18 protein-coding genes and 1 tRNA gene are annotated in these 18,078 nt (G+C 70.4%); 10 read left to right on the top strand and 9 right to left on the bottom strand.

What is annotated here, in order from left to right:
- Nucleotides 1–37: 37 nt before the first annotated feature.
- Nucleotides 38–1,828, top strand: coding sequence for an ABC-F family ATP-binding cassette domain-containing protein (locus LL239_RS11495; RefSeq protein ID WP_228163573.1), 1,791 nt, complete (start codon nt 38–40; stop codon nt 1,826–1,828).
- An 18-nt stretch (nt 1,829–1,846) separates the two neighbouring features.
- Here the strand turns inward: LL239_RS11495 and LL239_RS11490 are convergent, their stop codons facing one another.
- Both LL239_RS11490 and LL239_RS11485 read right to left on the bottom strand, forming a co-directional pair.
- Nucleotides 1,847–2,359 carry a hypothetical protein gene (locus tag LL239_RS11490; protein ID WP_228163572.1) on the bottom strand — a complete coding sequence of 171 codons (513 nt, stop codon included), beginning with the start codon at nt 2,357–2,359 and terminating at the stop codon, nt 1,847–1,849.
- On the bottom strand, nt 2,356–2,853 hold the full coding sequence (locus LL239_RS11485; protein WP_228163571.1) for a MarR family winged helix-turn-helix transcriptional regulator: 498 nt from the start codon (nt 2,851–2,853) through the stop codon (nt 2,356–2,358). The genes LL239_RS11490 and LL239_RS11485 overlap by 4 nt, the downstream gene beginning before the upstream one ends.
- A 68-nt stretch (nt 2,854–2,921) precedes the next feature.
- Here LL239_RS11485 and LL239_RS11480 point away from each other — a divergent pair.
- The 6 genes from LL239_RS11480 (at nt 2,922) to LL239_RS11455 (ending at nt 8,493) form a co-directional block, all read left to right on the top strand.
- Nucleotides 2,922–2,993: transfer RNA gene (locus tag LL239_RS11480), tRNA-Gln, on the top strand.
- 1 nt (nt 2,994) lies between these two features.
- Nucleotides 2,995–4,443 (top strand): bifunctional UDP-N-acetylglucosamine diphosphorylase/glucosamine-1-phosphate N-acetyltransferase GlmU, encoded by a 1,449-nt coding sequence (gene glmU, locus LL239_RS11475; protein ID WP_228163570.1) that lies wholly within the window; start codon nt 2,995–2,997, stop codon nt 4,441–4,443.
- Nucleotides 4,433–5,467: a ribose-phosphate diphosphokinase gene (locus LL239_RS11470; protein ID WP_228163569.1), complete on the top strand. Its 1,035-nt coding sequence runs from the start codon at nt 4,433–4,435 to the stop codon at nt 5,465–5,467. The genes glmU and LL239_RS11470 overlap by 11 nt, the downstream gene beginning before the upstream one ends.
- A gap of 203 nt (nt 5,468–5,670) precedes the next feature.
- Nucleotides 5,671–6,060: a hypothetical protein gene (locus tag LL239_RS11465; RefSeq protein WP_308218576.1), complete on the top strand. Its 390-nt coding sequence runs from the start codon at nt 5,671–5,673 to the stop codon at nt 6,058–6,060.
- A 4-nt stretch (nt 6,061–6,064) separates the two neighbouring features.
- Nucleotides 6,065–6,940, top strand: coding sequence for an FAD:protein FMN transferase (locus LL239_RS11460; protein WP_228163568.1), 876 nt, complete (start codon nt 6,065–6,067; stop codon nt 6,938–6,940).
- Nucleotides 6,940–8,493 (top strand): FAD-dependent oxidoreductase, encoded by a 1,554-nt coding sequence (locus LL239_RS11455; protein ID WP_228163567.1) that lies wholly within the window; start codon nt 6,940–6,942, stop codon nt 8,491–8,493. The genes LL239_RS11460 and LL239_RS11455 overlap by 1 nt, the downstream gene beginning before the upstream one ends.
- A 147-nt stretch (nt 8,494–8,640) precedes the next feature.
- Here the strand turns inward: LL239_RS11455 and LL239_RS11450 are convergent, their stop codons facing one another.
- The 6 genes from LL239_RS11450 to LL239_RS11425 all read right to left on the bottom strand — a co-directional run bounded on the left by LL239_RS11450 (nt 8,641) and on the right by LL239_RS11425 (nt 14,271).
- Complete coding sequence (locus tag LL239_RS11450) at nt 8,641–10,122, bottom strand: ATP-binding protein (RefSeq protein WP_308218575.1); 1,482 nt, start codon at nt 10,120–10,122, stop codon at nt 8,641–8,643.
- On the bottom strand, nt 10,119–10,853 hold the full coding sequence (locus LL239_RS11445; RefSeq protein WP_228163566.1) for a response regulator transcription factor: 735 nt from the start codon (nt 10,851–10,853) through the stop codon (nt 10,119–10,121). The genes LL239_RS11450 and LL239_RS11445 overlap by 4 nt, the downstream gene beginning before the upstream one ends.
- A gap of 5 nt (nt 10,854–10,858) precedes the next feature.
- The gene (locus tag LL239_RS11440; RefSeq protein ID WP_228163710.1) at nt 10,859–11,284 is read right to left on the bottom strand and encodes a VanZ family protein; all 426 of its coding nucleotides are present in this window, start codon (nt 11,282–11,284) and stop codon (nt 10,859–10,861) included.
- Nucleotides 11,285–11,334: 50 nt separating this feature from the next.
- On the bottom strand, nt 11,335–12,930 hold the full coding sequence (gene gndA / locus LL239_RS11435) for an NADP-dependent phosphogluconate dehydrogenase (RefSeq protein ID WP_228163565.1): 1,596 nt from the start codon (nt 12,928–12,930) through the stop codon (nt 11,335–11,337).
- A gap of 86 nt (nt 12,931–13,016) precedes the next feature.
- Nucleotides 13,017–13,532: a gluconokinase gene (locus LL239_RS11430; protein ID WP_228163564.1), complete on the bottom strand. Its 516-nt coding sequence runs from the start codon at nt 13,530–13,532 to the stop codon at nt 13,017–13,019.
- 43 nt (nt 13,533–13,575) lie between these two features.
- Nucleotides 13,576–14,271 (bottom strand): FadR/GntR family transcriptional regulator, encoded by a 696-nt coding sequence (locus tag LL239_RS11425; protein ID WP_228163563.1) that lies wholly within the window; start codon nt 14,269–14,271, stop codon nt 13,576–13,578.
- Nucleotides 14,272–14,407: 136 nt separating this feature from the next.
- Here LL239_RS11425 and LL239_RS11420 point away from each other — a divergent pair, with 136 nt between their 5' ends.
- The 3 genes from LL239_RS11420 to LL239_RS11410 are packed head-to-tail and all read left to right on the top strand — an operon-like array spanning nt 14,408 to nt 17,599.
- The gene (locus tag LL239_RS11420) at nt 14,408–15,796 is read left to right on the top strand and encodes a GntP family permease (protein ID WP_228163562.1); all 1,389 of its coding nucleotides are present in this window, start codon (nt 14,408–14,410) and stop codon (nt 15,794–15,796) included.
- A gap of 14 nt (nt 15,797–15,810) precedes the next feature.
- The gene (locus tag LL239_RS11415; protein WP_228163561.1) at nt 15,811–16,581 is read left to right on the top strand and encodes an SDR family oxidoreductase; all 771 of its coding nucleotides are present in this window, start codon (nt 15,811–15,813) and stop codon (nt 16,579–16,581) included.
- Between the two features lie 16 nt (nt 16,582–16,597).
- Nucleotides 16,598–17,599, top strand: coding sequence for a zinc-binding dehydrogenase (locus LL239_RS11410; RefSeq protein WP_228163560.1), 1,002 nt, complete (start codon nt 16,598–16,600; stop codon nt 17,597–17,599).
- 70 nt (nt 17,600–17,669) lie between these two features.
- On the opposite strand, the gene LL239_RS17830 is transcribed toward LL239_RS11410, so the two are convergent.
- On the bottom strand, nt 17,670–17,795 hold the full coding sequence (locus tag LL239_RS17830) for a hypothetical protein (RefSeq protein WP_267189184.1): 126 nt from the start codon (nt 17,793–17,795) through the stop codon (nt 17,670–17,672).
- Between the last annotated feature and the right edge of the window lie 283 nt (nt 17,796–18,078).

Genomic DNA, 18,078 nt, shown 5'->3' with positions numbered 1-18,078 from the left:
ATCGGGCGCACCTGTCAGAGGCGTAGCGTGGTCATCGATGGCACATCTGCTCGGGGGCGAAGCCCTGCACCTGGAATACCCGACCAAGGTCGTGTTCGACTCGGTCTCGCTCGGCGTCAACGAGGGGGATCGCATCGGCATCGTCGGCCGTAACGGCGACGGCAAGTCGAGTCTGCTCGGCATGCTCGCCGGCATCCGCGAGCCCAACGGCGGCCGTGTGACGGTGCGCGGGGGAGTGACGGTCGGGGTCCTCGATCAGCAGGACACGCTCGACGACGACGACACGATCGGCCACGCGGTCGTCGGCGACCGCGCCGAGCACGAATGGGCCGGTGACGCGCGCACGCGCGACGTCATCGCGGGGCTCCTGGGCGACCTGCCGTGGGATGCCCGGCTCGGCGACCTGTCCGGTGGTCAGCGCCGCCGCGTGGCCCTCGCGCGGCTGCTGTCCGGCGACTGGGACGTGCTGTTCCTCGACGAGCCGACCAACCACCTCGACGTGGAGGCCATCACGTGGCTCGCCGGGCACCTCAAGAAGCGGTGGGCGCCCACCGCGGGCGGCTTGCTCGTCGTCACCCACGACCGGTGGTTCCTCGACGAGGTGTGCAACACGACGTGGGAGGTGCACGACCGCATCGTGGAGCCCTTCGAGGGGGGCTACGCGGCGTACATCCTGCAACGCGTCGAGCGTGATCGGCAGGCCGCCGCGATCGAACAGCGGCGGCAGAACCTGGCCCGCAAGGAGCTCGCGTGGCTGCGCCGCGGCGCGCCGGCGCGCACCTCGAAGCCGAAGTTCCGCATCGACGCGGCGAACGAGCTGATCGCCGACGTGCCCGAGATCCGCGACCGTGTCGCGCTGCAATCGCTCGCCGTCGCGCGCCTCGGCAAGGACGTCGTCGACCTCCTCGACGTCGGCGTGACCTACGGCGACCACACCGTGCTGCGGGACGTCGAGTGGCGGATCGCGCCGGGGGAGCGCACCGGCATCCTGGGGGTGAACGGGGCCGGCAAGTCGACGCTCCTCGGGCTCGTGTCCGGGACGCTCGAGCCCACGAGCGGTCGCGTGAAGCGCGGGAAGACCGTCAAGGTCGCGACCCTCACGCAGCGCCTCGACGAGCTCGAGGAGCACCTCAACGATCCCGTCCGCGTGGTGATCTCGCGGCTGCGGACGACCTACACGTTCGGCGCGGGGTCCAAGGCGCAGGAGCTGACGCCCGGACAGCTCCTCGAGCGCCTCGGCTTCTCCAGCGCCCAGCTCTCGACACCCGTCAAAGACCTGTCGGGTGGCCAGAAGCGCCGCCTGCAGCTGCTGCTCATCCTGCTCGACCAGCCGAACGTGCTGATCCTCGACGAGCCCACGAACGACCTCGACACCGACATGCTGGCCGCGATGGAAGACCTCTTGGACTCGTGGTCGGGCACCCTCATCGTCGTCTCGCACGACCGGTACTTCCTCGAGCGCGTCACCGACCAGCAGTTCGCCATCCTCGACGCGCGCTTGCGCCACCTCCCCGGCGGGGTGGACGAGTATCTGCGTTTGAGGGCAATTCAGGATGCCGAGCCCTCACGGTCCACGGCGACCGCGGCGGCCGCTCCGGCGGGTCTCCAGGGCGCCGATCTGCGCGCCGCGCAGAAGGAGGCCGCGGCTACCGAGCGCAAGATCGAGAAGCTGCAGGCGCAGATCGACCGGGCCAGGGCGGCGCTGGCCGACCACGACCAGTCCGACTACGTCGGGCTGGGGAAGGAGATGCAGCGGATCTCGGAATGGGAGTCCGAGCGTGACGAGCTGGAGCTGCGCTGGTTCGAACTCACCGAGGCGATCGGCTGACGCGGGCCGATCTCGGTGTCAGTGGAAGCCGTACTCGAGGATCACGATGAAGATGCCGAGCATGGCGGTGGCGACAGCCCCGAGGATGCGACCGAGGATCGGAGCACGACGACTCTGGAAGGCGTGGTACCCGAGGACGGCCAGCACGATGAACGCCGTCAGCAGGCAGTAGTCCACCGCATCGGCGAGCGTGGCCCCGGTCAGGTCGCACACCACCAGGACGATGATCGACGGCACGGAGGCGTACAGCATCCCGGCGCCGTGTCGCAGCGCGTTGCGCGTTGCGGCGCGGAAGCCGTGCTCCGAGTGCTCGGTGAGCGTGTGCGCGAAGACGTGGGCGATGAAGAACACGATCAGGCTCGCCACCGAGGTCGCGAGCATGTCCTCGATGCTCTCGGCGTGGTCCTCGGCGATCGTCACGAAGGCCGTGAAGACGATGAGGCCGTAGATCGCGGCGGGAGACCGGAACCGCACGTCCAGCCAGTTCAGCACCCGTCGCCACCGCGACACGGGGGCGGTCGGGGCGCTCACGCGTCGAACCCGATGCTGAGCTTGCGCAGCAGCGTCGCCAGCCGGTCGCGGTCGGCGCGCGACAGGCTCTCCAGCAGAACGGCCTCGGCGTCGACGAGGCGGGTGATCGCGGCATCCACGCGCACGCGACCATCGTCGGTCAGGGTCACCAGAATGCTCCGTCCGTCGCCGGGGTCGGCCTCGCGTCGCACGAACCGGCGGGCGACGAGCCGGTCGATGCGGTTGGTCATGGTGCCGCTGGAGACGAGCGTCTGCTGCAGCAGCTGTTTGGGGCTGAGCTGGTACGGCTCGCCGGCGCGGCGGAGCGCCGAGAGCACGTCCCACTCCCAGGACTCGATGTCACTGCGGCGGAACGCCTCCTTCCGCGCGATGTCGAGGTGGCGGGACAGGCGCGCGACGCGGGAGAGCACCTCGAGCGGCGAGAAGTCGAGGTCGGGCCGCTGGCGCACCCACGCCTCGACGATGCGATCGACTTCGTCGCTGTCCCGGCTCACCCGTTCATTATGTCGAGATCGTCCCGGCGTCGCCGTCTGGCAGACTTGACCGGTGCCCGCGGGCACGGTCCGCCGTGGTGTAACGGCAGCACGACAGCCTTTGGAGCTGTTAGGTCTAGGTTCGAATCCTGGCGGCGGAGCATGACCTCATCGACCGAGCTCGCCGTCGTCGTCCTGGCCGCGGGTCAAGGCACTCGCATGCGCTCGCGCACTCCGAAGATCCTGCACGCCGTGGGAGGGCGCCCGCTCGTCGGCCACGTCCTGGACACCGCGGCATCCCTGGATCCGTCCCGCATCGTCGTGGTCGTCCGCCACGAGCGCGAGCGGGTGGCCGAGACGGTCACCGAGCTGGCACCGGGCGTGGTCATCGTCGATCAGGACGAGATCCCCGGCACCGGTCGCGCGGTCGAGGCGGCGCTGGGGGCGCTCGAGGACTTCGCGGGCGATGTCCTGGTGCTCAGCGGCGACGTGCCGCTCCTGCAGGCGCACACCCTCACCGAGCTGGTCGCGACGCATCGTTCGGGCGGCGCAGCCGTCACGCTGCTGACCGCGCGTGTCGACGACCCGCAGGGCTACGGCCGCATCATCCGCGACGACTCCGACGGCGTGCGCCGCATCGTGGAGCAGAAGGATGCCACGCCCGACGAAGCCGCGGTCCGCGAGATCAACGTCGGTGTCTACGTCTTCCGCGCGTCACCGCTGCGGGAGCAGCTCGCGCGCGTGGGCACGGCCAACGCGCAGGGCGAGAAGTACCTCACCGATGTTGTGGCGCTGCTGCGGGACGCGCAGCTCGGGGTCGCGGCATCGGTCACCCCGGACGCCGCCGCCGCGCTCGGGGTGAACGACCGCGTCCAGCTGTCCGAGGCGGGGCGCACCCTCAACGCGCGCACGGTACGCCACTGGCAGCGCGAGGGGGTCACGGTCGTCGACCCGGCCACGACCTGGATCGACGTGACCGCCGTCCTGGCGCCCGACGTGACGATCCTCCCCAACACGCACGTCCGCGGTGCGACGGTCATCGCCGCCGGCGCGACGATCGGCCCCGACACGAGCCTGGTGGACTGCGAAGTCGGTGAGGACGCCACGATCACCCGTACCGACGCGACCCTCGCCGTGGTTGCGGCGGGGGCGACCGTCGGCCCGTTCGCCTACCTGCGTCCCAATGCGCGCGTGGGCGCGAACGGCAAGGTCGGCACCTTCGTCGAGGTGAAGAACTCCTCCATCGGCGAGGGCAGCAAGGTCCCGCACCTGTCGTACATCGGCGACACCCAGATCGGTCGGAACGTCAACCTCGGCGCGGGCGCGATCACCGCCAACTACGACGACCTCGCCAAGCACCGCACGGTCATCGGCGACGAGGTGCACAGCGGCTCGCACAACGTCTTCGTCGCGCCGGTTACGATTGGAGACGGCGCCAAGACCGGTGCCGGAGCGGTGATCCGCAAGGACGTCCCGCCCGGTGCCCTGGCACTCAGCATCGCACCCCAGCGCAACGTCGAGGGGTGGGTCGAGAAGAATCGACCGGGCACCGGAGCGGCGGACGTCGCCGCGCGGGCCCGGGGTGAACAGGAAGCGCGCGATGGCTCGTAAGAAGAACCGTGTAGATCTCGACCGCGACAACGGCATCGCCCCCGGGCTGGTCGCCAAGACCAAGAAGCGTCTCGTCGTCGCCTCGGGCCGGTCGCACCCCGGGCTGGCCCACGACGTCGCTGAGCACCTGGGCACCGAGCTCGCACCGACCGAGCACCGCACCTTCGCCTCGGGCGAGATCTACACCCGTTTCGAGGTCTCGATCCGTGGCTGCGACGTGTTCGTCGTGCAGTCGTTCGGTCCGCCGGTCAACGAGTGGCTCATGGAACTGCTCATCATGCTCGACGCGCTCAAGCGCGCCTCGGCCAAGCGCATCACGGTCGTCGCCCCGTACTTCCCCTACTCGCGTCAGGACAAGAAGGGCCGCGGACGCGAGCCGATCAGCGCGCGCCTCGTCGCCGACCTGCTGAAGACCGCCGGCGCCGACCGCATCATGAGCGTCGACCTGCACGCGGCCCAGATCCAGGGCTTCTTCGACGGTCCCGTGGACCACCTGTTCGCCAAGCCCGTCCTCCTCGAGCACTTCGAGCAGGGACTGACCGGCGAGGACCGCGAGACCCTCACGGTCGTCTCTCCCGACATGGGCCGTGTCCGCGTGGCCGACACGTGGTCGGACAGCCTGGGCGCGCCGCTGGCGATCATCCACAAGCGTCGTGACCCGAAGGTCGCCAACCAGGTGTCGGTGCACGAGATCGTCGGTGATGTGACCGGGCGGACGTGTCTGCTCGTGGACGACATGATCGACACCGGGGGCACGATCCAGAAGGCGGCTCAGGCGCTCAAGGCCAATGGCGCGCGCAAGGTCATCGTCGCCGCCACGCACGCGATCTTCAGCGACCCCGCGAGCGAACGTCTGCAGGACCCCGCGATCGATGAGGTCGTGGTGACCGACACCGTTCCGCTCCCGCCGGAGCGCCGATTCCCCGGACTCACCGTGCTGCCGATCGCACCGCTCCTGGCGCGCGCGATCCACGAGGTCTTCGAGGACGGATCGGTCACGAGCATGTTCGGCGGCGACGCCTGAGATCCATCGACGGCGCAGAGGTTCCACAAAGTCTGAACCCGGGTCGGACGGGCATCGTGTCTTCACCGTGAGCACGACCGCGCCGATGAGGCACGACCGAAAGAGGACCCTCATGATCCGCACGACCGCCGTCCCCCGCCCCGTCCGCCTCGGTACCGCCCTCCTGGGCGTCGCCGGCGTGGTGACGCTCGCCGGCTGCTCCGGTGCGAACGCCGACGCTGTCGATCAAGAGGCCTCCGCTCCCGCCGTTTCGTCGGCTCCGAGCACGAGCCGCAGCGGGGGGATCGTCCGCGGGCTCCTACACCGACGGCACGTACGAGGCCACCGGTCAGTACGCGACCCCCGAGAGCGTGGAGACGGTCGACGTGACCCTCACGATCGCCGACGACACCGTCACCGACGTCACCGTCACCGGTGACCCGCAGGCCGCCGAGTCCCGCCGCTACCAGAGCGAGTTCATCGGGGGTATCAAGGACGAGGTCGTGGGCAAGAAGGTCGACGAGATCTCCGTCAGCAAGGTCGCGGGCTCGTCGCTGACCAGCGGAGGCTTCATGGAGGCCCTCGCCACGATCAAGTCCGAGGCGCGGGCCTGACGCCATGACCGCGGCGACCGCGACCGGATCGGTCTGGACGTTCGACGCGATCGGCACGGAGTGGGGCATCGAGACCCCTCATCCACTGTCGAGTGCGACGCGCGCGGCGGTGTCCGCCGTCGTGGACCGCTTCGACCGGCAGTGGTCGCGATTCCGGACGGATTCGCTGGTCTCCGCTCTCGCCGAGGGACGCGCGACGTCCGTCGAGGCTCCCGAGGACGCGGATGCCATGCTGGCGCTGTACGACGAGGTGGACGCGGCGACGGGCGGTGCCGTCAATCCTCTGGTCGGCGATGCTCTCGCGCGGCTCGGCTACGACGCGCGGTTCACCCTGGCCCCGTGGGGAGACCCCGAGCCTGCGCCGCACTGGCGGGATGTCGTCGCGTGGGGGAGTGGCATCCTGTCGCTGTCGCGGCCCGCGACGATCGATGTCGGGGCACTCGGAAAGGGGCGCCTGGTCGATCGTGTGCTCCAGACGCTCCTGCCGCGCGTGGACGGCGACGTGATCGTCGACGGGTCGGGCGACATCGCCGTCCGCGGCGCGCCCGTACGCATCGGGTTGGAGCACCCCTACGACCCCACCCGAGCGATCGGCGTGGTCGAGGTGCGGGATGCCGCGCTGTGCGCGTCGGCGATCACGCGTCGCACGTGGGGTACGGGCCTGCATCACGTGCTCGACGCCCGGACGGGAATGCCCGTGCGAGCCTACGCGGCCACGTGGGCGATCGCCGACACCGCGATGCGAGCGGACGCCTTGGCCACCGCCCTGTTCTTCGACGGAGGCCCCGAGCTCGCGGCCGCCTGGGGTGCGCCCTGGGTGCGCATGCGGACGGATGGCGCCGTGGAGTGGTCGCCCGGATTCGAGGGAGAGATCTTCTGATGAGCGTCACCCTGACAGCGGGTTCGACCCGCGTCCGCGGCCTCCTCGCGCGCGTTTCGATGTACCGGCTCGTGATGGGCTCTCTCGGGCTGCTGACCCTCATCGCCCTCGCCCTGGCCTTCGCGGGACTGGTGGTGCCCGACCCGCTCGAGATCGCGGTGAGTGCCGTGGTGCTCGCGGCCGCGTGCGTCGTCACCGACTTGGCCGCGCAGAGCGTGCTCCGGATGCCGCGACGCCTGGAGTCCTCGCTGATCACCGCCGCGATCCTTCTGTTCGTGCTGCGCCCGACAGTGGAGCCGTTGGGCCTGGTCGGCCTCGTGCTCGCGGGTGCGGTGGCATCCCTGTCGAAGTACGTCCTCGCGTGGCGCGGCCGGCACATCTTCAATCCGGCCGCCACGGGGGCGACCGTCCTCACGATCGTGGGGGTGGCGGCGCCCGACCTCGGCGGGTCCGCGTGGTGGGTGGGCTCGCCGTGGCTGGCCGGTCCGGTCCTCGTCCTCGGGCTGCTGCTGCTCGCCCGAACGGACCGGCTCGCGGTCGTGGCGGTGTTCTGGGTGGTCGCCGCGACGGTGGCGTTCCTCCGGACCACGGTGCAGTTCCAGGCGGCCGGATTCCCCGTCGATGTGCTGGCGGTGCTGCAGCAGGTGGCGTTCTCGTCGCCGCTGCTGTTCCTCGGCGCGTTCATGCTGTCCGAACCGCTGACCCTGCCGCCGCGTCGGCGGCAGCAGTTCGCCGTCGCCGCGATCGTCGGTGTGCTCGTCGGCTGGCCGATCGCCCTCGGCGGCATCACGCTCGGTCAGGAACGTGCCCTGCTCATCGGCAATCTCGTGGCGTTCCTGTTCTGCCTGCGCGGGGCGGTGCGCCTGCGCCTGGAAGGTCGCCGTGACCTGACCCCGACGGTGCGGGAGCTGACGTTCCAGGCGGCGCGGTCGTTCTCGTTCTCGCCGGGGCAGTACCTGGAGCTCGACGTCCCGCACCGGCGTCCCGACGGGCGCGGCACGCGGCGGGAGTTCTCCATCGCGTCGGCGCCCGAGGACCTTCCGACGGTGCGCATCGCGTTCAAGGACGGTTCGCAGTCGTCGTACAAGCGCGCCCTCGCCGCGGTTCCGATCGGCGGCACCCTGACGGCGACCGGAGTGTGGGGCGATTTCGTGCTCCCCGCGCGTCCGACGTCTCCCGTCCTCCTGGTCGCGGCGGGCATCGGCGTGACACCGTTCGTGTCGCAGCTGCGGCACCTCGCGGCCACCGGACAGCACCGCGACGTCGTGCTCGTGTACGTCGTCTCGGAGGCGAGCGAGCTGGCGTTCCGCGACGACATCGCCGCCCGTGGCATCCCCGTGGTCGTGTTCTGCAGGGACGAGCCGCTGGACCTTCCCCCGCGGTGGACGTGGGCCGGTCCCGACCGCGTGGATGCCGAGGGGCTCCGGAGAGCCGTTCCCGACATCGCCCAGCGCGCGGCTTACGTGTCCGGACCGCCGCGGCTGATCGCGGCGCTGGCCCCGGCGCTCGCCCGCGCGACGTCGCTCACGACAGACGCCTTCGCGGGCTACTGACGACCGGGTGGCGGTCGCGGACGACGGGCGTCGGAGTGGAAGCCGTGCGGCTGCGTTCTCTCGTCGGTGACGCGCAGCCCCGGGGGAGTGATGCCGCAAGTTCGACCGCGTCACGCTCTTCACCGGCGCCCTCGCGGCCGGCCGAGCTCAGGCCGGATCGCGGGGCTTCGCCGGGAGGCGCACCTCGAACGTGGTGTCGCCGGGGGTGCTGCGCACGCTGACGGTGCCGTTGTGGGCTTCCACGATCGCCTTGGCGATCGAGAGCCCGAGGCCGGTGCCGCCGGTCTTGCGGTCACGCGACCGGTCGGCACGGGCGAATCTCTCGAACAGCTGAGGGGCGACCGACGGGTCGATCCCGGGGCCGTCGTCGTGCACCCGGAGCACGGCGTCGTCGCCCTCGCGTGTCACCGAGACGGTCACCTCGGTGCCGGCGGGAGTGTGCGTGCGGGCGTTCGCGAGCAGGTTGGCGACGACCTGGTTGAGGCGCGCGGCATCGCCGGCGAGTTCCACCGGGTCGTCGTCGACGTCGATCGACCACGCATGATCGGGCCCGGCGGGGCGCGCGTCGCCGACCGCCTCGACCGCGAGTCGCGTCAGATCGACGGTGCCGTAGACGAGCTCCTGGCCCTCGTCGAGGCGCGCGAGGAGCAACAGGTCCTCGACGAGCGTGGTCATGCGCAGCGACTGCGCCTGGATGCGCTCGAGCGACTGCTCCGTGGTCTCCACGGCGACGGCGGTCCGCTGTCGGCTCTCGTCGTCCTGCGCCTGACGCATCGCGCGCAGCGACAGCTCCGAGAACCCGCGGATGGATGCCAGGGGCGTGCGCAGCTCGTGGCTGGCATCCGCCACGAATCGGCGCATGAGCTCCTCGTTGCGCTGGCGGGCCGCCAGCGAGGCATCGACCTTGTCGAGGAGCGTGTTCAGCGCCGCGCCGACCTGCCCGATCTCGGTGTGCTCGTCGACCTGGTCGGCGGGCACGCGTTCGTCGATGGAGACGTCGCCTTGGTCCATGCGGAGGGAGGCCACGCGCGTCGCGGTCTCCGCCACGGCGCGCAGGGGGCGCAACCCGGCGCGGATGACGAGGGCGATGATCGCGGAGAGCAGCAGCAGGCCCCCCGCGGTCACGAGGCCGACGGTCGTGAGGATCGCCCCGATGGTCGCGGTGACCTGGCTGAGGGGGAGACCGAGCACGGCGACCGTGCCCGACTGGTTCCCGGTGAGGCCGATGCGGTAGTCGCCCAGCCCCGGCAGGTCGATGGTGTCGGATTGGGGCAGTCCGGTGGCCACGGCGTCGCGGATCTCGTCGACCTGCGACTCGTCGAGGGCGCGGATGGAACGTCCGTCCACGTACGCGCCGGTGTCACCCGTGCCGGGATTTCGCAGGACGAGCACGGTGCCGTCGGGGAAGGGGCCCGCCGAGAGCGCGTCGATCGCCGTCGACGTCGGACCCACTTGGACGTTGCGGACGGCGGCGCTCACCTGTGCGTTCAGGCCCGTCTGCAGCACGCCCGTGATGATCGCGCCGGTGGAGACGGCGATCATGACCAGGATGAACGCCACCATGCCGATCACCGCGACCATCAGTCGCGACTGCAGCGTCCAGCGGTGGCGCGCTTCGACTCGGCTCACTGAGGCGCTTTGATCATGTAGCCGACGCCGCGGACGGTGTGGATGAGCGGTTCCTGGCCGGCGTCGATCTTCTTGCGGAGGTACGAGATGTACAGCTCTACGACACTGGAGCGGCCCCCGAAGTCGTAGTTCCACACCCGGTCGAGGATCTGCGCCTTCGACACCACTCGGCGCTGATTGCGCATGAGGAAACGCAACAGCTCGAACTCGGTCGCCGTCAGTTCGATCTCGGTGCCGGCGCGCACCACCTCGTGGCTGTCCTCGTTGAGCGAGAGGTCGCCGACGTGCAGGATCGGCTCGGAGTCGCGGGTGGATGCCGTTCCGGCCCGGCGCATGAGACCGCGCAGACGCGCCACGACCTCTTCGAGGCTGAACGGCTTGGTGACGTAGTCGTCGCCGCCGGCGGTGAGCCCGGCGACCCGATCGGCGACGGCATCCTTGGCGGTGAGGAAGAGCACCGGAACGTCGTTGCCCGAGTGACGGAGGCGCTGGAGCACGGCCATGCCGTCGAGGTCGGGCATCATGATGTCGAGCACCATGGCATCCGGTTCGAAATCCCGGGCGGCTTGCAGGGCGTCGAATCCGGAGCCCGCGGTGCGGACGTCCCACCCTTCCATGCGCAGGGCCATCGACAGCAGGTCGGTGAGCATCTGCTCGTCATCGACGACGAGGACGCGGAGGGCACTGCCATCGGGGCGGGTGAAGGCGGGAGCGCTGGCGGTCGCGGTCATGGCATTCATTGTGCGCCGGTATCTATGAGCTTTCTATGGCGGCGGCTATGCGCTCGCTGTGAAGCCCGGGCGGCTCGCCGGAGGGAGACGATGAGGAGGACGCCCAGCGCCGCCCCCACCGTGTTGGCCACGAGGTCGCGCACGTCCGCGACACGCGTGGGAAGCGCGAGCAGTTGCGTGATCTCGATCGCGGCACTGAGCGCGACCCCGATCAGGATGCCCTGCCACGGGCGCCCGCCCCAGGCCAGGACGAGGCACCCCACGGGGACGAACATCACGATGTTCGCCGAGAACTCGACCATGTCGAACGTCACCCACGCCGTGGCGGGCCAGTCGGCCAGCAGCGCGAAGACCCGCCGGAGGATGCCGGCCGTCCGGGGGCCGTACGGCTCGGGTCGCAGCGTCATCCACCACAGGGCGGACGCGTACAGCGCCGAAGCGGCGACGAGCAGTGCCCGTCGCCGCTTCGTGTGTGTCGTCGTCAGTGGGTGTCCTCGGCCTCGATCTCAGTGCGGTCGCCGGACCAGAGGGTGTGGAAGGTGCCCTCCTTGTCGATGCGGCGGTAGGTGTGCGCGCCGAAGAAGTCGCGTTGCCCCTGGATGAGCGCTGCGGGGAGTCGGTCGGCGCGGAGCCCGTCGTAGTACGCCAGCGACGAGCTGAACGCGGGGGCGGGGATGCCGCTGGCCGCGGACAGCGAGACGATGTGGCGCCAGGCCTCCTGGGCGCGGCCGAGGGCCTCGACGAAGTACGGGGCGGTCAGCAGCACGGGCAGCTCGGGCTCGGCGTCGTAGGCGTCGGCGATGCGGTTGAGGAACTGCGCACGGATGATGCAGCCACCGCGCCAGATCTTGGAGACGGCGCCGAGGTCGATGTTCCAGTCGTACTGGGCGGCGCCGGCGCGGATCTCGTCGAATCCCTGCGAGTAGGCGACGATCTTGGAGGCGTAGAGGGCCAGACGCACCTGTTCGATGAACGCGTCGGCGTCTTCCCCGGCGAGGAGGTCGGTGCCGGAGGGGCCGGGCAGGTCGCGCGAGACCGCGCGCTGCTCGGGGTGGCTCGAGAGAGAACGCGCGAACGTCGCTTCGGCGATGCCCGAGACGGGGACGCCGAGATCGAGGGCGGTCTGCACCGTCCAGGCGCCGGTGCCCTTCGCGCCGGCCTGGTCGAGGATGACGTCGACGAGGGGTTCGCCGGTCTCGGCGTCCGTCTGGCGCAGGACCTCGGCGGTGATCTCGATCAGGTAGGACTCCAGCTCGCCGCGGTTCCATTCGGCGAAGACGTCGGCGATCTCGGTGGGCGTCTTGCCCGTGGCGCGACGGATGAGGTCGTAGGCCTCGGCGATGAGCTGCATGTCGGCGTACTCGATGCCGTTGTGCACCATCTTCACGAAGTGACCGGCGCCGTCATGGCCGACGTGGGTCACGCACGGCTCGCCCTCGGCGACCGCGGCGATCGAGCGCAGGATCGGGCCGAGCGTCTGCCACGACTCGTCGGAGCCGCCGGGCATCAGCGACGGACCCAGGAGCGCGCCCTCCTCGCCACCGGACACACCCATGCCGACGTAGTTGATCCCCGTCTCGCGGACGGCCTTCTCGCGACGGATGGTGTCGCTGAACAGGGCGTTGCCGCCGTCGACGATGATGTCGCCCGGCTCGAACACCTTCACCAGCTCGTCGATGACGAAGTCCGTCGCGCGGCCGGCCTTGACCATGATGATCGCCGTGCGCGGCCGCGACAGGGACGCGGCGAAGTCCTCATACGAGAACGACGCGACGAATTCCGCCTCGGGGTGCTGCTCGAGCAGGTGCTCGGTCTTGTCGGCGCTGCGGTTGAACACCGCGACGGTGTTGCCCTCGCGGCTGGCGAGGTTGCGGGCCAGGTTCGAGCCCATCACCGCCAGACCCACCACGCCGATGTTCGCGCGGGCGTCGCCCTCGCCCTCCGGGCGGGAGTCGGCGTCGGCGGTCGGACGGGCCACGTCCTCGGGAGCGGGAGCCCCCTCGTGGTGCTGGGCGGCCTCGTGGGGCGCCTGATCCTGGTCTGTCGAAAGGCCGGTCGGGGAGGGGGTCGACGTCATTCGTTGCTCCGTGTTCACGTGCGGAAGGAGGGTGGGCGGGCGGGAGTCGCGCACCCCGCCACTGTATCGGCTCGGTCCGGTGCCGATCAGGCGCCGGGGGAGAGGTGCAGGCGCGCGACCACCTCGTCGACCTGCTGCTGCGGGGTCATGTCGAGGTCGACGCGGATGGCCTGCTCGTCGGCATCCGGCATCTGCAGGGCCTCGAACTGCGAGGTCAGCAGGGACGGCGGCATGTAGTGCCCCTGTCGACGCAGGAGCCGTTCGAGCACGAGCGCGGGATCCCCCATGAGAAGCACGAAGGTGACCCCGTCGCGGCGCAGCACATCGCGATAGCTGCGCTTGAGGGCCGAGCAGGTGATGACGCCCGGGCGGCCCGCCGCGATCTGACCGTCGATCCACGCCGCGACCCGGTCCAGCCACGGCCACCGATCGTCATCGTTCAGCGCGTGACCGGCCGCCATCTTCGCCACGTTCTCGGCGGGGTGCAGGTCATCTCCCTCCTGGAACTCCCACCCCAGACGCCCAGCGAGCATGCCCGCGACGGTCGACTTGCCGGTACCGGCGGGGCCCATGAAGACGAGGACGGGGGCGGTAGTGACCAAGGGGCTCTCTCTTCGGTGAAGCGCGGTGTCGCGGAGGGGTCGATCAGATGGTTCGGCGGACTTCGGTGAGCACGGCGGCGACGTAGCGGCGCGTGTGCTCCTCGGCGGCGTCGGGGTCGGCGCGTCCGATGGCCGCCGCCGTCTCGATGTGGTTGTGGAGGGCCTCGGGATTGGGCACCCCGGGTGTCAGGCCGTGGAGGGAGCGTCCCTCGATCGCGGCGGCGATAGGGGCCCGCGCGGCGGCGAGCATGAGGTTTCCGCTGGAGACGAGGATGAGGTCGTGGAAGGCGATGTCGGCCTCGAGGTACTCCGGGGAGTCGCCGCGCCCCTCAGCGCCGAGACGCGCCAATTCGTCCGCGAGGCGGAGAATCTCGCGGCGTTGCACGTCGCTCGACCGCTGCGCGCTGAGGCGGGCGGCGATGGGTTCGATCGCCGCCCGCAGCTCCGTGGTGTTGACGATGAGCTGGTCCCGACGGTTTCCGGCCAGCTGCCAGCCGATCAGGCGGGTGTCGAGGGCGCTCCACGCGCTGGGAGGGCGGACGGTGACGCCGACGCGACGGCGCTGCTCGACCAGGCCCATCGCCTCGAGGACCCGCACCGCCTCGCGCACGACCGTGCGGGACACGCCGTACTCGCTCTCCAGGCCACCCAGCGTCAGCACCGTGCCCGGGGCGAGGTCGCCGTCGGCGATCCGTGTGCCGATCGCGTCCGTGACGGAGCCGTGCGAGGCTCGGGCCATGACCCCTCCTTAGGTACGACCATATCTTGTCAAAAATATGATCATTGTGTGAAGATCTTGCGACCGCTTCTCGGCGGGAGTCGCTCGGCGCAGGCGCCGACGACTCGCTGACCATCTTGAATCAACGGAGATCTCCTTGGACGACTGGACTCAAACACTCGGGACGGCGCCGCTGCTCGCCATCGCCGCCGGGGCGATCGCCCTGATCCTGATCCTCATCATCTGGCTGAAGGTCCACGCCTTCCTCGCCCTGATCATCGTCTCGCTCGTGACCGCCTTCGTCGCCGGCATCCCGGTGTCGGCGATCGTGAGCACGCTCACCGGCGGGTTCGGCGGAACGCTGGGGACCGTGGCCCTCCTGGTGGCCCTCGGAGCCACGCTGGGACGGTTGATCGAGCATTCGGGCGGAGCGAGGTCCCTCGCCGAGATGTTCGTGCGCATCTTCGGAGAGAAGCGCGCCCCCTTCGCTCTGGGCATCACGTCGCTGGTCCTGGGCTTCCCCATGTTCTTCGACGCGGGCCTGGTCATGATGCTGCCGATCATCTTCGCGATCGCGCGTCGCGTGTCGCGGACGAACGTGCTGCTGTTCGGCCTGCCGGCGGCGGCCGCGTTCTCCGTCATGCACGTGTTCCTGCCGCCGCACCCCGGTCCGGTCAGCGCCAGCGAGCTGTACGGCGCGAACCTCGGCATCGTCCTCCTCGTCGGTCTCATCATCGCGTTCCCCGTCTGGTACGTCTCGGGCTACCTGTGGGGCACCTTCGTCGCCAAGCGCATCCAGCTGCCCGTGCCCGCGCTGTTCGGCGAGATGGACGACGACCAGCCGACCAATCCCCCGAAGCCCGGCACCGTCATCGCCGTCCTGCTGCTGCCGATGTTCCTCATCTTCCTGAACACCGGCCTCACGACCCTCGCCAGCGCAGGCGCGGTGTCGGCGGACGACACGTGGGTGCAGGTGCTGATCCTGCTCGGCAACTCGGCCGTGGCCCTGCTGATCACCGTGATCGTCGCCACCATCGTGTTCGGCTTCCGCCGCGGCGAGAAGGGCACGGCGATCGAGAAGGTCGTCGACTCCTCGCTCGGGCCCGTGGCCTCCGTCATCCTCATCACCGGGGCCGGCGGCATGTTCGGTGCCGTGCTGCGCGCCTCCGGCATCGGTGACGCGCTCGCCGACAGCCTCAGCGACCTGGGCCTGCCGATCATCTTCGCGGCCTACATCATCGCCGTCGTGCTGCGCCTCGCGCAGGGCTCGGCGACCGTCGCGCTGGTCACCGCCGCCGGTCTTGCCGCGCCGGCGGTCGCGGCGGGGGACTTCTCGCCCGTGCAGATCGCGGCGATCACGCTCGCCACGGCCGCGGGTTCGGTGTTCGCCGGCCACGTCAACGACTCCGGCTTCTGGCTGGTCGGTCGCCTCATGGGCATGGACGTCAAGACCACGCTGAAGACCTGGACGGTGCAGCAGGCGATCGAGTCGGTGCTCGGCTTCCTCGCCGCGCTGCTGGTCTTCGGCCTCGGCGCCCTCGTCTGACCGCCGGGAGAGCGATGAGTACTTCTCTGTTCGACGTCACGGACCGTCTGGCCCTGGTGACGGGCTCTTCCCGCGGCCTGGGGCGGTCCCTCGCGACCGCTCTGGCCCGTGCGGGCGCGCGCGTGGTCGTGCACGGTCGAGACCGGGACGCGGTCGAGACCACGCGTCGCGAGCTCGCCGAGATCTCGGGCCGCGACACCGCCTCCGTCGTCTTCGACGTGACGGATGCCGCTGCGACCCAGGACCGTCTCGAGCACCTGATCGACGAGGTCGGTGTGCCGGACATCCTCGTCAACAACGCCGGCGTGCAGCGCCGGGCTCCGATCCACGAGTTCGCAGTCCAGGACTGGGACGATCTGATCGCCGCGAACCTGTCCGGGGTGTTCTACGTCACGCGGTTCGTCGCCCCCGCGATGGTTGCGCGCGGCTCGGGGAAGATCGTGAACATCGCCTCGGTCCAGGCGCGGCTCGCGCGGCAGACGATCGCGCCCTATTCGGCGGCGAAGGGCGGTGTCGCCCAGCTGACGGCGGGGATGGCAGCGGACCTGGCCCGACACGGCATCCAGGTCAACGCCCTCTCTCCGGGGTACTTCGCGACCGAGATGAACCGCGACCTCGTCGACGACCCGGAGTTCACCGCGTGGCTCACGCAGCGCACGCCCGCGCGCCGATGGGGCGACTTCGCCGAGCTCGACGGTGCGCTGCTGTTCTTGGCGTCGGATGCCTCGAGCTTCGTGTCGGGCCAGAACATCTTCGTCGACGGCGGAATGACCGCCGTCGTCTGACGGGAGGACGACAGGCATGCACGCACTCTTCATCGACGCCGCGCTCGAATCGGCGGTCCGCGACGTCCCGGTCCCGGAGGTCGGGCCCGATCAGGTACGGATCCGCGTGGACTTCGTCGGCATCTGCGGCTCGGATCTGCACTACTACTTCCAGGGGGCCAACGGCGCTTTCGTCGTGCGCGAGCCGCTCATCCCCGGTCACGAGGTCTCGGGCCGGGTCGACCACGACCCGTCGGGCCGCTGGCCGGCCGGCACGCCCGTGACGGTCCACCCGGCGCGCTTCGGACAGCCGCGCCCGGGAATCGAGAACGATCCCCATCTGTGGTCGGGCGGGTCGTACCTCGGCAGCGCTTCGACGTGGCCGCACACCCAGGGTGCCGCCGCGGAGTACCTCGTCGTCGAGCGCGGCATGGTCAGGCTGCTGCCCGAGGGCGTGACCGTCCGGCGGGCCGCGCTGGCCGAACCGCTCGCGGTGGCGCTGCACGCGCTCGGCAAGGCGGGGACGGTGGAGGGCGAGCGGGTGCTCGTCACGGGGTCGGGCCCCATCGGCCTCATGGCGGTGGCCGCAGCCGCCGCCGCCGGCGCCCGGGTGACGGCGACGGACGTCCTGCCGGGGCCGCTCGCACGGGCGCGGCAGCTCGGGGCGAGCGCGACCGTCGATGTCTCGGCGGAGGATCTCGACGAGAGCGCATTCTCCGTCGTGCTCGAATGCTCGGGCGTGCCGCAGTCGATCTCGGCGGCTCTTCGAGCGGTCAGGCCCGCGGGAACCGTGGTGCAGGTCGGCATGCTGCCCGACGCCGACCGCTCTCTGAACCTCGCACCCTTCATCGCGAAAGAGGTGCGCTATCTCGGCAGCTTCCGTTTCGCGGACGAGATCGACGCGGCGATCGATCTGCTGGCGGAGCGGCCGGGCATCGAGGCGGCCATCACGCACGAGTTCCGGCTCGAGGATGCGGCGTCCGCCTTCGCCACCGCGAAGGATTCGGACGCGTCCGGGAAGGTGCTCCTCGCGCTCTGACCCCGCGCACACGAACGGCGCCGGGCCCTTCGCGGGGCCGGCGCCGTTGCGGTGCGCGTTCGAGGGCTGGTCAGTGCTTGTTGTAGTTGGCGTTGCGGCCGAGCGAGAAGAGCGCGCCGACCACGCCTACGCCGCCGATCAGCGTGATGGCACCGATCGTCCAGAGCACGACGTGAGAGAAGAAGTCGCTGTCCATGTTGTTCCTCCCGGTCGATGGGCCTCCGGAGATCCTACCCGGGCGATGCGCGGAGCCCGGCGGACGGGTCGAAATGCGCGGGGCGTCGCTGGTAGACTTCCTGGGAACTTCGGCGAGGGATGCGTCGTCGTGCGCCCGGCGGGTGCGCGCGGCATCCGTGATCGACGCGGTGATGCAGGCTCCCGGCTTTCCTCACGCGCTCGCGTTCGAGTCGAATCCAGACCACATACGCGCGGACTCCGTCCGCTCACAAGCTGCGGGACCCGTGCCCGCGAGGAGAACA

Origin of the sequence: Microbacterium testaceum (assembly GCF_020781835.1) — a bacterium.
GTDB lineage: Bacteria > Actinomycetota > Actinomycetes > Actinomycetales > Microbacteriaceae > Microbacterium > Microbacterium testaceum_H.
Note: the sequence above shows the minus strand (reverse complement) of the source record. Positions and strands in the feature narration are given on the sequence as shown.